This is a genomic window from Maritimibacter dapengensis (assembly GCF_019218265.1).
GTDB classification, from domain to species: Bacteria; Pseudomonadota; Alphaproteobacteria; order Rhodobacterales; family Rhodobacteraceae; genus Maritimibacter; species Maritimibacter dapengensis.
Genome location: NZ_JAHUZE010000001.1, coordinates 37755 through 50842 on the forward strand (window position 1 = coordinate 37755; position 13088 = coordinate 50842).

Annotated in this window: 12 protein-coding genes and 1 tRNA gene; 4 read left to right on the top strand and 9 right to left on the bottom strand. The window is 64.0% G+C overall.

Translation table 11 applies throughout. The annotated features are described in order from the left end of the window. Positions 1-16: 16 nt before the first annotated feature. Positions 17-1657, top strand: a complete 1641-nt coding sequence (locus tag KJP28_RS00185) for a peptidoglycan-binding domain-containing protein (RefSeq protein WP_218390217.1) — start codon at positions 17-19, stop codon at positions 1655-1657. Between the two features lie 414 nt (positions 1658-2071). On the opposite strand, the gene ykgO is transcribed toward KJP28_RS00185, so the two are convergent. Together ykgO and KJP28_RS00195 are read right to left on the bottom strand one after the other, a co-directional pair. Next, positions 2072-2197, bottom strand: a complete 126-nt coding sequence (ykgO, locus tag KJP28_RS00190) for a type B 50S ribosomal protein L36 (RefSeq protein ID WP_005850168.1) — start codon at positions 2195-2197, stop codon at positions 2072-2074. Positions 2198-2261: 64 nt separating this feature from the next. After that, positions 2262-2336, bottom strand: a tRNA-Val gene (locus KJP28_RS00195). A gap of 147 nt (positions 2337-2483) precedes the next feature. On the opposite strand from KJP28_RS00195, the gene KJP28_RS00200 reads away from it, so the two are divergent. Further along, complete coding sequence (locus KJP28_RS00200) at positions 2484-3344, top strand: N-formylglutamate amidohydrolase (RefSeq protein WP_218390218.1); 861 nt, start codon at positions 2484-2486, stop codon at positions 3342-3344. Between the two features lie 143 nt (positions 3345-3487). On the opposite strand, the gene KJP28_RS00205 is transcribed toward KJP28_RS00200, so the two are convergent. Together KJP28_RS00205 and KJP28_RS00210 are read right to left on the bottom strand one after the other, a co-directional pair. After that, positions 3488-4741, bottom strand: coding sequence for a DNA polymerase IV (locus KJP28_RS00205; RefSeq protein WP_218390219.1), 1254 nt, complete (start codon positions 4739-4741; stop codon positions 3488-3490). A gap of 9 nt (positions 4742-4750) precedes the next feature. Next, a complete protein-coding gene (locus tag KJP28_RS00210; RefSeq protein WP_218390220.1) occupies positions 4751-5353 on the bottom strand; it encodes a Pr6Pr family membrane protein in 603 nt (200 codons plus the stop codon). Between the two features lie 72 nt (positions 5354-5425). Here KJP28_RS00210 and recO point away from each other — a divergent pair, with 72 nt between their 5' ends. Beyond that, the gene (recO, locus tag KJP28_RS00215) at positions 5426-6142 is read left to right on the top strand and encodes a DNA repair protein RecO (protein ID WP_218390221.1); all 717 of its coding nucleotides are present in this window, start codon (positions 5426-5428) and stop codon (positions 6140-6142) included. A gap of 99 nt (positions 6143-6241) precedes the next feature. Here the strand turns inward: recO and KJP28_RS00220 are convergent, their stop codons facing one another. The 3 genes from KJP28_RS00220 to mutL all read right to left on the bottom strand — a co-directional run bounded on the left by KJP28_RS00220 (position 6242) and on the right by mutL (position 9700). Next, positions 6242-6562 carry a DUF3775 domain-containing protein gene (locus KJP28_RS00220; protein ID WP_218390222.1) on the bottom strand — a complete coding sequence of 107 codons (321 nt, stop codon included), beginning with the start codon at positions 6560-6562 and terminating at the stop codon, positions 6242-6244. A gap of 61 nt (positions 6563-6623) precedes the next feature. Then, entirely contained in the window at positions 6624-7859 is a 1236-nt protein-coding gene (locus KJP28_RS00225; protein WP_218390223.1) for a DNA recombination protein RmuC, read from the bottom strand. Further along, on the bottom strand, positions 7856-9700 hold the full coding sequence (mutL, locus tag KJP28_RS00230; RefSeq protein WP_218390224.1) for a DNA mismatch repair endonuclease MutL: 1845 nt from the start codon (positions 9698-9700) through the stop codon (positions 7856-7858). The genes KJP28_RS00225 and mutL overlap by 4 nt, the downstream gene beginning before the upstream one ends. Positions 9701-9870: 170 nt before the next feature. On the opposite strand from mutL, the gene arr reads away from it, so the two are divergent. Continuing rightward, entirely contained in the window at positions 9871-10287 is a 417-nt protein-coding gene (gene arr / locus KJP28_RS00235; protein WP_218390225.1) for an NAD(+)--rifampin ADP-ribosyltransferase, read from the top strand. 10 nt (positions 10288-10297) lie between these two features. Here arr and KJP28_RS00240 read toward each other — a convergent pair whose 3' ends face one another. Together KJP28_RS00240 and KJP28_RS00245 are read right to left on the bottom strand one after the other, a co-directional pair. Further along, on the bottom strand, positions 10298-11614 hold the full coding sequence (locus KJP28_RS00240; protein WP_218390226.1) for a M16 family metallopeptidase: 1317 nt from the start codon (positions 11612-11614) through the stop codon (positions 10298-10300). Beyond that, entirely contained in the window at positions 11611-13026 is a 1416-nt protein-coding gene (locus tag KJP28_RS00245) for a M16 family metallopeptidase (RefSeq protein WP_218390227.1), read from the bottom strand. The genes KJP28_RS00240 and KJP28_RS00245 overlap by 4 nt, the downstream gene beginning before the upstream one ends. Positions 13027-13088 lie beyond the last annotated feature (62 nt).

Sequence of the window (13088 nt, forward strand, 5' to 3'; positions counted from 1 at the left end):
GACCATGGGAGGTTCCATGACCCGCAACACACTCGCAACGCTGGCGACCAGCTTCGCCGCGCTCATGATCGGCGCACAAACGGCATCCGCCGACGCAGCCCTGATCCTCGTCCAGAGCGATTATGCCGAACTCGATGACGTCTCCGGCGCGAACCAGGCCAGCGAACTGGCCCAGATCGCAGAAGACGCGGGGTTCGAGGTGACCGCCTCGCTCGACAGTGACGTGCGCGACGCGGCCGATGCGATCGACGATTTCCGCCGCGACGCCGAAGACGGCGAACGCGTGATGATCCTTATTTCCGGCCACATCCTGTCGGACGGATCGAACACCTGGCTCCTGACCAACGAAGCCGAAGACGTGAGCCGCTTCAACATCGGCTCGATGGCCGTGCCGCTTGGCCCGGTCATGGAAATTGCCTCCGACTTCCCCGGACAGGCGGTGCTGATGATGGCCGGGTCCGGCGAAGACGCCGATACCGACGATCTTCTGCCGGTCGAAACGATCGACGCGGCGCAGGGCGTGAGCGTGTTCTCAGGCCGGATCGACCGGCTCACCGACATGACCGAGGACATGCTTTTGGTTCCCGGCCTGTCGCTCGCCGAAATCGCGGAGGAAGCACCGCGCGGGGTTGAAGCGTCCGGCTTCATCTCGCCCGCGACGGCGTTCCTGCCCGCAGGCGACGGCAGTTTCACCGTGATCGAGCGCACCGTCCAAGACCCGCAGGACGCGTTCTGGGTCGTCGCCCGGACGATGGACACGGCTGAAGGCTACGACCTTTATCTCGAATACTACCCCGACGGGCTCCATAACGGGGAAGCCCGCGCCGCGCTGCGACAGCTCGAATCGGATGCACAGAACGCTGACGAAATGGCGGAAGCCGCGCTGGAGCTGAACCGCGCCGCACGCCGTCAGGTTCAGCGCAACCTCTCGCTGCTTGGCCACAACCCGCGTGGCATCGACGGTATTTTCGGCCCGGCGACCCGCTCGGCCATATCGGGCTGGCAGGGGGCGAACGGGTATGACCAAACCGGCTATCTCGACGCGCCCCAGCTTCGCCAGATGACCGAAGCCGCCGATGCGCGTGCCGCACAGCTGGAGGCGGAAGCCGAGGAGCGCCAACGCGAACAGGACCGACAGGACCGGGCTTATTGGAATCAGATCGGGCAGGGGCAGGACGAAGCCGGACTGCGCGCCTATCTGGAGCGCTACCCGGACGGGTTGTTCGCCGACGTCGCCGAAGCGCGTCTAGAACAGATCGAATCCGAGAAGATCGCCAACGCCCGTGCCGAGGAGCGCTTGTTCTGGAGTCGCGCGCGCGAAGAAGACCGCGCGACCAGCTACCGCGCCTATCTCGACCGCTACCCGGACGGTCTGTTCGTTGACAACGCTCGCGCGAGGCTTCAGGCGCTGCGCGATGACCGAAACCGCGATCAACTGATCGCACAGGCCCGCGACGAGGAACGCGAAGTGGCCGGCAATCCGGTCTCCCGCCTTCTGGTGGAAACCCGTCTGCGCACGCTTGGCTACGAATTGTCCGGTGTCGATGGTGAGTTCGACGGCACCACCCGCCGCGCCATCCGCCGCTTCCAAAGATCGAGAGGGCTCGACGTGACCGGTTTCGTCACACAGGACACGATGGTCCGCCTCTTGGGCTGACCCCAGCAACCAAATTGTACGCGCCCCACGGGGCGCGTGCTCTTTTGAGCGCTGACGCGCGAAAAAGGGGGCTAGCCCCCTCCGGTGATCTGAAGATCACCGTTCACCCCCAAAGTATTTGTGGAACAATGAAGGGGATGGAGCGATCCACCCCTCGCACTAGGGCGAGGGGCTTCATCGTTCGAGGCCATCGGCTCTTCAGCCTGTGCCCTTCGGTTAGTCTGAACAATCATAATTAAGAAGGCGTTACCCCTGTTTCATTGTTCCGAAAATACTTCGGGGGGTTTGGGGGGCTGGCCCCCAACTGGTCGGCGCGCGCCCCGCGCGCGGCGAAACCATGTTGGCCGATGCGCCAAAGGAAAAAGGCCGCCGGGTGGTCCCGACAGCCTTTCCAATTCCGGTTTGCCTTTCGGCTCAGCCCTGGCGCGCCTTGAAGCGGCGTTGGGTCTTGTTGATCACGTAGACGCGGCCTTTGCGGCGCACGACACGGCAATCCCGATGCCGGTTCTTCAGCGAGCGGAGCGAGTTGCGGACTTTCATGGCCCTTCTCCTCATTCGCGGCGCTGGTCGCGCCTTTACGTTTTGCCCGTTTCCGAGCGGTTCATGGTGGGCGATACTGGGATTGAACCAGTGACCCCTTCGATGTCAACGAAGTGCTCTACCGCTGAGCTAATCGCCCTGAATTTTCGTCTGGGCCGAAACCCAAACAATGAGACGCGGGAAAAACCCGCGCCGGTCGCGGTTCTATAAAAGGAGTCGAAGGCTCGCGCAAGGGGGTTTTGGCCGCCATGTGCTTCGCGCTATGAATAGACAACAGGAGTCGTTCATGAGCCCGTCGCACCGCGTTCACATGCCTACCTTGCGCACGACCTCGGTCGTGTTCGCAGCGCCCCATTCCGGGCGCGAATACAGTTGGGCATTCCTGCGCAAGTCGGTGCTGGATTCGAAATCGATCCGCTCGTCGGAAGACGCGTTCGTTGACGATCTCTTCGATGCCGTGCCTGAACAAGGCGCCCCTCTGATCGCGCTCGACGTACCGCGTGCTTTCGTCGACGTGAACCGAAGCCGCACGGAACTCGACCCAGCGCTCATACGTGGCGTCGAGAAGAAAGGGCACAATCCCCGTGTCGCATCCGGTCTCGGTGTCATACCACGCGTCGTGGCAGGCGGCAGACAGATCTATCGTGGCAAGATCACGATGGCCGAGGCCGAGGCGAGGCTCGACGCGCATTGGCAGCCTTACCACGATCGTCTCGCCTCGCTGATGGACGAATCGCATCAACTGTTCGGACAGGCCATTTTGATCGACTGTCACTCCATGCCGCACGAGGCGATCGACAGTCTCAGCCGTGGTCGTGGCATGAAGCCGGAAATCGTGCTGGGCGACCGTTTCGGCGCTTCTGCCGACAGCGATATCGTGGATGCGATCGAGGCGGCGTTCTCGGCGGAGGGTCTGAAGGTCGCGCGCAACACGCCGTTCGCGGGCGCCTATACCACGCAGACCTACGGTCGGCCCGCACGCGCGCGCCATGCCATCCAGATCGAGATCGATCGGGCGCTCTACATGAATGAACGTAATCTCGCGCCGAATGGGAACTTCGCGGCGATGCGGGCGATCGTCACGCGTGTCAGCGAGCGTATCTGCGAACTCGGGCGGGCGCAGGATCTTCCGCTCGCGGCTGAGTAGCGTCCGTGTCCCGCGGCGCAGAAGCGCAGAGCGTCTGACAGAGCCTTTGCTCGCTTGTCCAAGCGCCCTCACGGCCTGAACGATCGGCGTGAACCGCTACAGCAAAACGACGCTGCAAGACACAGATGGGTCTTGCGTCTAGGTCAGCGGATCGACCGGCCCTTCAGGATCGCGCCATCGCCGAACCGGGCGCGGATCGCGTCGGTTGCTTTCTCTGCCGCCCTGCGTTGCCCCGCCTGCGGGTCGAGCAGGTCACCAGCCGTGTCCGCCCCTTCGGCCGACGTGATCTCGGAAATGCCAACACCGATCAATCTGAAAGGTCCCCGATCCGCGACCCGGTCGAAGAGCGCGCGGGTCGTGCGATAGATGCGGTCGGCGCTCTGGGTCGTGTCGGGCAGGCTGGTGCGCTTGGTGATGAGCTTGAAGTCCGACTGCTTGAGCTTCAACGTCACGACACGCCCCGCCTTGTCCTTGGCCTTCGCCCGATCCGCGACCTTCTCGGACAGGCGCCAGAGATGCCCGTCGAGCAGGTCCGGGTCGCCGGTATCCTCGAAGAACGTGGTTTCGTTCGAGATCGACTTCACCGGCGCGTTTGGGGAGATCCGGCGGAAATCCTCGCCACGTGCAAGGTGCCAGAGGCGTTCGCCCATGCCGCCGAACCGCTCGGTGAGGGCGTCTTTTTCCCAGCGCATGAGGTCGGTGAAGGTGCGAATGCCGGCGCGGTCCAGGGTCGATTGGGCCGCCGCGCCCACGCCCCAGATCATGCGCACCGGCTTGTCGCGCAGGAAGTCGAGCGTCTCGGCCTTGCCGATCACCGAAAATCCGCGCGGCTTGTCGAGGTCCGAGGCGACCTTGGCGAGGAACTTGTTGTGGCTGAGGCCGATGGAGCCGGTCAGCCCCAATTCGTCCTTCATGCGTTTCACCAACCGGGCAAGCATCACCGCGGGCGGATGGCCGTGGAGCTTTTCCGTCCCGGTCATGTCGAGAAACGCCTCGTCGAGCGACAGCGGTTCGACCGAAGGGGTCAACTCGTCCATCATCGCGCGGATCTGTTTGCTGACGGCGGCGTAATGCGCGCCCCGCGGCTTGATCACCACCGCTTCCGGGCAAAGCTCCAGCGCCTTGAACATGGGCATGGCCGAGCGCACCCCGCGGATGCGCGCGACGTAACAGGCGGTCGAGACCACACCGCGTTTCCCGCCGCCGATGATGACCGGTTTCTCGGCAAGCTCCGGGTTGTCGCGTTTCTCGACACTCGCATAGAACGCGTCGCAGTCCATATGCGCGATGGAGAGGTCGAAGAGTTCCGGATGGCTGGTCACGCGCGGCGAGCGGCAGGCGGGGCAACGCCGTCCGTCATCGAAGGTGGTCAGGCAATCTCGGCACAATGCGGGCATGCCCGCATCCTACACCCTCGCGCGGGCGCGGGCGACGGCAATCATCACCAACCCGGCGAGCCAGAAGGCGAGGCAAAGCCCCACAGAATTCAGCGCCACCTGCTGCGGGGTGAACACGCCGAGGTCGATGAAGAAATACGGATAGATGCCGTCGAAGGCGCCTCGGATGAGAGCGTATGAGACGTAGAGCAGCGGCCAGATCAGCCAGATCACCGCAAGACGCCAGGGAAAGGCCACGTGACGCGCGAAGGCGAACCACCAGAGCGCGGTCAGAAGCGGCACGAAGGTATGGGTGGCGTGATCGGCGAAGAAGTCGAGGCCGGTCTTGGAATAATCCGCCAGAAGCGTGTGATAGACCACGCCAACGATCAGGATCCACAGGGTGAGCGCCGCGGTCCAGCCCGCAGGCGCACGGCCCCCGCTCGCCGCTATCGCCGTGAATGTCAGCGCGACGAGCAGGTTGGTCAGGATCGTGAAATACCGCGCCAGCACCCAGAACGTGAGGCCGAAACGCCCGTCGTTGATTTCGAGCGACACGATGAACTGCGCGATCAATCCGGCCCAGGCGAGCAGGGCGACGATCAGGGCGGCAAGGCGTGCGGTTCCGGTCATGCGTCGAGTGTGCCGGAAAAACGCTTTTTGACAAGTCCTTGCGTGACAGCAGCCGAGGTGGAAGATAGCGGGATGGAGTGGCGGGACCAGGGCACGCTTCTGAGCGTGCGGAAACATGGCGAGACCTCGGCGATCATCGAGGTCTTCACGGCCGAACATGGCCGACACGCCGGCGTCGTGCGCGGCGGTGTCAGCCGCAAGATCGCCCCGATCCTGCAACCCGGGGCACAGCTCGACCTGGCGTGGCGCGCGCGGCTGGAGGAACATATCGGGTCCTTCACCGTGGAGCCGGTGAAAAGCCGCGCCGTCGTGATGTCGGATCGCAAGGCATTGGCGGCGCTCAACGCGATCACCGCGCTTCTGGCCTTCGCGCTCCCGGAGCGTGAACCGCATGCCAAACTCTATGCCCAGACCATCGCCATGCTCGACCTGCTCTCGACCAATGAGGCCTGGCCGGTGGGGTACTTGCAGTGGGAGCTAGCGCTCCTGGAGGATCTCGGATACGGCCTCGACCTGTCGCAATGCGCCGTGACCGGCGACCGCGAAGACCTTGCTTTCGTGTCGCCGAAATCCGGTCGCGCAGTGAGCGCGGAAGGCGCAGGCGACTGGGCGGACAAACTCCTGCCGCTCCCCGAAGAGCTTTTGGGCGTCGTCACCGACGACCTTGTAGGGATCGGTGACGGGCTGCGCACCACCGGGCATTTCCTGACCCACGGGCTGGCCCACGCGCTGGGCGACAAGCCGCTTCCCGAAGCCCGCGCCCGGCTCGTGGATCGGCTCACACGGTGACAGTCGCAGAAGGAGCGGGCTTGCGCCCGCACAGGATTTGCGCGGTCCGGCCTTCGGCCAGCCCGCGCGGATCTTGCATATTTAGGGCACGATGAAAGACTATTTCAGGTGTTCGTCTTCAAGGTCCTCGACGTCATAGCCGAGCGCCTCGAGCCCTGCTTCGAGGTAATCCGCCAGCATCGTCTCGCCCATCAGGTAATCCTCGGTCGGGGCCGTGGCTTCGGCCTTGGCGGTTTCGATGGCTTCCGACAGGTCTTCGGCATCGAAGGTTTCGCGCCCGATCCACATCACCGCGACGAGGCTGGCCTGTTCGTCGGTGTTGAGGTCGGCGATATAGCTGCGGATCACGGCCTCGGTCGCCGGCAGTTCACGCGCCTGAATCGCGATCCGGGCGATGCGGGAGGGGCTGATTTCGAGCATGTTTCACCTTTTGCCTGTTCGACCCCATTGTGCGTCAGCGCTGGAAGAGGAGCAAGCGGGTTCAGGATTTGGGGAGGCGCACGACCGAGGTCTCGTCGGCATCCGGCGCAAGTTCCTCGAAGTCGAAATTGTCGAGCCGCTTGGCACGGTTGCCGGCCTTCTCCGCCGAGATTTTGATGTCCGCGATATCCTTGGACGCCTGATGAAAGTGGCGGTCGAGGTTCTCGACCCGGTCGCCGAGCCGGTTCACGTCGGCAAACAGCATGTGGAGTTCCTTGCGGATCGCGCCCGCCTGTTCGCGCATCCGTGCATCCTTCAGAATCGCGCGCATCGTGTTGAGCGTGGCCATGCAGGTGGTGGGCGACACGATCCACACGTGGGCCTCGAACCCCTCGCGCACGAGCTCGGCGAAATTGGCGTGAAGTTCGGCATAGACCGCTTCGGACGGCAGGAACATGAGCGCGCCATCGGCGGTCTCGCCCTCGATGATGTATTTCTCGCTGATCGCCTTGATATGCGCGCGCACGGCAGTTTTCATCATCCGCGCAGCTTCGGCGACCTGCTGTTGGCTTTCGGCCCGGCGGAGCGCCTCGTAGGCTTCCAGCGGGAATTTGCTGTCGATCACGATGGGGCCGGGCGGGTTCGGCAGGTGGATCAGGCAATCGGCGCGTTTGCCGTTCGAGAGCGTCTGCTGAAACGCATAGCTGTCGGTGGGAAGCGCCTTGGACACGATGTCGTTGAGCTGGATTTCCCCGAAAGCCCCGCGTGTCTGCTTGTTCGAGAGAATGTCTTGCAGGCTCAGCACATCGCCCGACAGTTTCTCGATATTCGCCTGTGCGCGGTCGATGGTGGCGAGCCGTTCCTGAAGCTCGGTCAGGGATTTCGTCGTCTTCACGGTGGATCCTGTCAGCGTCTCGTTCATCCGCTCCTGAAGGTCCGAGAGCGACCGCGCCGATTTCATCGCATTGTCGTGCAGGCGCTCCTGCATCTCGCGTTGCACCTCTGCGAGCCGGTGTTCCATGCGCTGGATCACCTGCGTTTGCGCATTGGCCTGGCTGTCGGACACGGTGCGCAGACCACCTGAGAGCTGATCCTGCCCCTGGCCCAGCAATTGCACGGCGTTGGAGATACCGCCGAGTTGCTGGGCCAGGTCTGCGTTCGCGGCCGAAGAACGGCCGGTCCGCACGAGGAGCACGATAAGGAGGATGACGAGCAGAAGGAGCACGCCGCCCGCGATGAGGCCGGCAAGGGTCACGGGGTCCGAGAGGTCGAGGATGATGTCGCCGATCTGGATCATGTGCGGCCGAAAAGCCTCTCGAAGTCGGACAGTTTGAGTTCCACGTAAGTGGGCCGCCCGTGGTTGCACTGGCCGGAATGGGGCGTCGCCTCCATTTCGCGCAGCAGCGCATTCATCTCCTCGGCGCGCATCCGTCGGCCCGAGCGGATCGAACCGTGACAGGCGACGCGCGACAGGACCGCTTCGATTTTCTCCTGCACATGTTGCGTGGTGCCCAGATCGGCCACTTCATCGAGCACGTCTCGGATCATCGCTTCAGCGTTCACGGTGCCCAGAATAGCGGGAGTTTCACGCACCGCGATGGCCCCGCCGCCAAAGGCCTCGATCACGAGTCCCATTGCGGCCAATTGGTCGGACATGGCGAGCAGCGTCTGCGCGTCGCTTTCGGACAGGTCCACGATTTCGGGGATCAGGAGCGCCTGACGCGCAACGCCGTTTTCGGCCATCTGGCGTTTGAGCTTTTCGTAGTTCAGCCGTTCATGCGCGGCGTGGCCGTCGACGATGACCATGCCGGTTTCGGTCTGTGCGATGATGTAATTCTCGTGCACCTGAGCGCGGGCGGCCCCGAGCGGCAGATGTTCGGCCACACGCGCATCGTCGCGCTCCGGCTCGATCGGGTCGAACCGGGCCGACGGCGTTTCGGAAAAGCCCATCGCGCCTTGGGCCGGGGCCTGCGACTGGTAGCTGTGCTGGATCTGCGCGGACGAGGGCCTGTCCATCTGGTAGACGCGAGGTCCGGTCGGCTCTGGCCGCATCGCGCCCAGCGTGGCGTCGGCCACGGTCGACGACGCCCGGTGTCCCGCTTCAGCGAGCGCATGGCGCAGGGACGATACGATCAGCCCGCGTACCAGCCCCGGTTCGCGGAACCTCACCTCGGATTTCGCCGGGTGCACGTTCACGTCCACCAGCTTCGGGTCGCAGGTTACGAAAAGCGCTGCCGCCGGATGGCGGTCGCGGCTGAGGAAATCGGCATAGGCCCCGCGCAGCGCACCGTAGAGCAGCTTATCGCGCACCGGGCGTCCGTTCACGAACAGGAACTGCGCCACCGCCGCACCGCGCGAATAGGTGGGCAGCGCGGCATAGCCCGTCAGCCGGAACCCTTCGCGCAGCGCGTCGATGGGAAGCGCGTTCTCGGCGAAATCGCGACCGAGGATCGTGCTCAGCCGGGCATGGAGCGCGTCGAACAGGTCGCCGTTCTCTGGCGGGCATTGGAACGTCACGCGGCCTTCACCGCCGCCGGACACGTCGCGAAGGGTGAAGCCGATATGGGGTTCTGCCATCGCCAGTCGCTTGACCACATCCGTGATCGCCTGCGCCTCGGCGCGGTCGGTGCGCAGGAACTTGAGCCGCGCGGGCGTGGCGTAGAACAAGTCGCGCAATTCCACGACCGTGCCGCGCGACAGGGCGGCGGGCTTCACCGGGTCCATCTCCCCGCCCGCAACGCGAAGCTGCGCGGCGTCCCCCTCGGCGCGGGACGTTATGGTCAACCGCCCGACCGCGCCGAGCGATGGCAATGCTTCGCCCCGGAAGCCGAAGGTGTGGATGTCGAGCAGGTCGGAACCGTCGATTTTCGACGTCGCATGGCGCGAGAGGGCCAGCGGTAAATCCGCGCCCTCGATCCCGCAGCCGTCGTCGGACACGCGGATGAGCGTCTTGCCACCGTCCGCATAGGCCACCTCGATACGGGTCGCGCCCGCGTCGATGGCGTTCTCCACCAGTTCCTTGACCGCAGAGGCGGGCCGCTCCACCACTTCACCGGCGGCGATCCTGTTGATCGCGGCATCGTCCAACTGCCGAATGACAGGTCGATGTGTGCTTATATTGGGGGCGGTGTCCGGCATGGCACCAGACCTAGCATGTCTGGGCCAGATTCGGAAAGCAGGAACACGCCTGCATCACGTGTCCTTTGTATATAGATGGGCACAAGGTTTTTTCGTTCAAGACTGGTGCTTTTGCCCGGATTTCCGTCAGTTCGAACCCGTCGCAGACGGCTCAAGCTGGGAAACACGACATGTCCGAAACCTCCGATAGCGATCCGCCAACCTGGTATCACGGCACCCGCGCCGAGCTTAAGCTTGGCGATCTTCTTGTCCCCGGCAAACCGTCGAATTTCGGTTCTGGGGCGGCGATGTCGTGGGTCTATTTCACCGCGACGCTGGATGCGGCGATCTGGGGCGCGGAACTTGCCCGAGGTGACGGGCGGCAGCGTATCTATGTCATTGAGCCGACCGGTCCTTTCGAGGATGACCCCAACCTGACCGACAAGAAATATCCCGGCAACGTCACCCGTTCCTACCGTTCGCGCCACGGGCTGCGCGTCGTGGGAGAGCTTGTCTCGTGGGATGGCCACACACCCGAGCAACTCCGGGCGATGCGCGAAGGATTGGCGATACTCGCGGCGGAAGGCCGCGATATCATCATCGACTAGAAATGGGGCCTCATTCGACCGTCGGTTCCAGCCCGTCCGGCTTTCCAACCACGACGAAGCGCAGGTTCTCCGGCTGGAACAACTCCGCCGCCACCCGGTTCGCCTCTTCCAGTGTCACGGCGTTGACCTTGTCGTTGCGGGTCTTGGGATAGTCGATGGAATAGCCGTCCATCTGCATCCCGACCAGAAGGCTCGCGATCCGGTCGTTCCCATCGAAGCGAAGCGGGTAGGCGCCGGTGAGATAGAGCTTGGCCGAGGCCAGCTCCTCCTCCGTGATGCCCTCTTCGGCCATCTTGCGCCATTCGTCCTGCACGACCGTGACCGCTTCGCCCATCCGGGCATTCACCGTCGAAAAGCTGCCCATGAGCGCTTCGGTGTAATCGGAATCGACAAGGTAGGAGCCGATGCCATAGGTCAGCCCGCGCTTCTCGCGGACTTCGTCCATCAGGCGGCTCTCGAACCCGGAGCCACCCATGACCGTGTTGAGGATATAGGCCGCGAAGAAATCGGGGTCGGTGATCTCCATTCCGGGCTGGCCGAGGCGCGCCACCGATTGCGGGGTGTCGAACTCGGTGACGCTGACGCCCGGTGCGGCGCCGAAATCCACTTCGTCCGGGAATGGCTTGCCCTCGTCCGGCAGGTCGCCCAGCACCCGGTCCATCAGGTCGCCCAATTGCTCGGGCGTGATGTCTCCGACGGCCGCGACATAAACGCGGTCCTTGGCGATGGCGTTTTGCCAGGCCTCGATGATGTCGTCGCGGGTCAGCCCGGTCACGCTGTCGATCGTGCCGCCCAGATAGCTGCCATAGGGGTGGTCGCCATAGGCGGCTTCGGCCATCAGATCGCCCACGATGTCTTCTGGATCGGTCGCACGCGACCGCAGGTGGGCGAGCACCTGGCCACGCACCCGTTCCACCGCGTCTTCGGGGAATGTCGGCTCGCTCAAGGACGCCGCGATCAGCTCGGCGGACGGCGCCATGTTCTCGGTCAGGAACCGCGACGAGACGGTAAGCGTGTCCCCGTAGATATCGAACCCGATGGACGTGGCGAGGTTCTCCTTGGCTTCCGCGAAAGCGCGGCTGTCCATATCAGCTGAGCCTTCTTCCAGAAGCCCGGTCATCAGGTTCGTCGCACCGCGCTTGCCGGGTTCATCCAGCGATGCGCCACCGCGAAACCGGATTTCCAGCGCGACAAAGGGGATGGAATGCTCTTCGACGAGCCATGCCGTCAGGCCGTCGGGCGAGGTCACTTCCTGAATGTCGACCTCGGCTCGCGCGGGCAGGGCGAAGACGATCAGCGCGAAAAGCGTCGGGATCAGGCGGTTCATTCTGCGACCTCCATCTCGGTCTCGGGTTCTGCGGCGGGCTCGGGCGCGGCTTCGGGGACGGGCGCGGCCTCCGGCTGATCGCCCGTCTCCCGGTCCGGCGCCATGAGCCAACCCGTCACGCTATGGCTGGGCTGAAACACCTTCTCTGCCGCGGCCATCACATCCTCCGGCGTCACCGCCTGAAGCACGTCGGGCCAGGCTTCGACATCTTCGACCGTCAGACCCGTGGTCAAGGCTCGGCCATAGCGGTTGGCCAGACCCCTCGCGCTGTCCTGCGCGTAGATGTCGCTTGCCCGGATGCGCGTCTTGATGCGTTCGAACTGGTCCGGGTCTATCCCGTCTTCGAAGAATTGTTCGATTTCGGCGTCCAGCGCGGCTTCCGCGTCTTCAAGCGAGACGCCTTGCGCGGGCACGATCCCCACCGAGAATTGCGACAGGTCGAGCATCTGAGAACTGTATCCGGCCCAGGTGGACACCGCGATCTTCTGATCGAACTCGAGCGATTGGCCGAACACGGACGTCGCCGACGACCCGCCGAGAATTTCCGACAGGAACACCAGCGCCGCGGCTTCTTCCTGCGCGCCGCTTTCGCGGGCCGGCGCGATGTAGTTTCGCACGACATAGGGCTGACCGACACGCGCGTCTTCGAAGGTGATGCGTCGCGGCGCAAGCGGAATGGGCTCCATGGGTCGGGCGCGCTGCTCCAGCCCTTCGGTCGGCTCCAGCGGGCCGTAGTGCTTCTCGGCCAGCGCGATCACCTCGTCAGGCTCCACGTCGCCGGCGACCACCAGGATCGCGTTGTTCGGCGCGTAATACTTCCGGTAGAACGCCAGCGCATCTTCGCGGCTCAGGTTCTCCATCTCATGCTTCCAGCCGATAAGCGGGATGCCGTAAGGATGGTTCATGAAAAGCGCCGCGCCCATCTGCTCGTTCAAAAGCGCGCCCGGACTGTTCTCGATCCGCATGTTGCGTTCTTCGAGGATCACGTCGCGCTCGGTCTCTATATCCTCTTCGGTGAGGATCAGGTCGCGCATCCGATCCGCTTCCATCGTCATCATGAGTTCGAGCCGGTCGGCGGCGACCCTTTGGAAATACGCGGTCGCGTCATAGGAGGTGAAGGCGTTGTCCGATCCGCCATTTTCGGCCACGACGCGGTGAACCTCCCCCGATTCCATGTCGTCCGTCGCCTTGAAAAGCAGGTGTTCTAGGAAATGCGCGACGCCCGATGTGCCCAGCGGCTCATCCGCGCCCCCGGCGCGATACCAGACCATGTGAACCACGACGGGTGCGCGGTGATCCTCGATCACCACGACCTCCATGCCGTTGTCGAGCACGGTGTCGGTCACATCCTGTGCCCATGTCGGGAATGCTGTGGCGCAGGCCAGGACACAGGCGGAAATCAGTCGCTTCATGGAAAACCCTCCGTTCTCACGAAGAGTTAGCGGATGAGCCGCTACCTGCAACCCTCATTGAC

What these genes read in the sequence shown, in the direction of transcription:
- arr (WP_218390225.1), top strand. Translation starts at nt 9,871, where the DNA reads ATGTCCGAAACCTCCGATAGCGATCCGCCAACCTGGTATCACGGCACC.
- KJP28_RS00205 (WP_218390219.1), bottom strand. Translation starts at nt 4,741, where the DNA reads ATGCCCGCATTGTGCCGAGATTGCCTGACCACCTTCGATGACGGACGG.
- recO (WP_218390221.1), top strand. Translation starts at nt 5,426, where the DNA reads ATGGAGTGGCGGGACCAGGGCACGCTTCTGAGCGTGCGGAAACATGGC.
- KJP28_RS00245 (WP_218390227.1), bottom strand. Translation starts at nt 13,026, where the DNA reads ATGAAGCGACTGATTTCCGCCTGTGTCCTGGCCTGCGCCACAGCATTC.
- KJP28_RS00225 (WP_218390223.1), bottom strand. Translation starts at nt 7,859, where the DNA reads ATGATCCAGATCGGCGACATCATCCTCGACCTCTCGGACCCCGTGACC.
- KJP28_RS00185 (WP_218390217.1), top strand. Translation starts at nt 17, where the DNA reads ATGACCCGCAACACACTCGCAACGCTGGCGACCAGCTTCGCCGCGCTC.
- ykgO (WP_005850168.1), bottom strand. Translation starts at nt 2,197, where the DNA reads ATGAAAGTCCGCAACTCGCTCCGCTCGCTGAAGAACCGGCATCGGGAT.
- KJP28_RS00220 (WP_218390222.1), bottom strand. Translation starts at nt 6,562, where the DNA reads ATGCTCGAAATCAGCCCCTCCCGCATCGCCCGGATCGCGATTCAGGCG.
- KJP28_RS00210 (WP_218390220.1), bottom strand. Translation starts at nt 5,353, where the DNA reads ATGACCGGAACCGCACGCCTTGCCGCCCTGATCGTCGCCCTGCTCGCC.
- KJP28_RS00200 (WP_218390218.1), top strand. Translation starts at nt 2,484, where the DNA reads ATGAGCCCGTCGCACCGCGTTCACATGCCTACCTTGCGCACGACCTCG.
- mutL (WP_218390224.1), bottom strand. Translation starts at nt 9,700, where the DNA reads ATGCCGGACACCGCCCCCAATATAAGCACACATCGACCTGTCATTCGG.
- KJP28_RS00240 (WP_218390226.1), bottom strand. Translation starts at nt 11,614, where the DNA reads ATGAACCGCCTGATCCCGACGCTTTTCGCGCTGATCGTCTTCGCCCTG.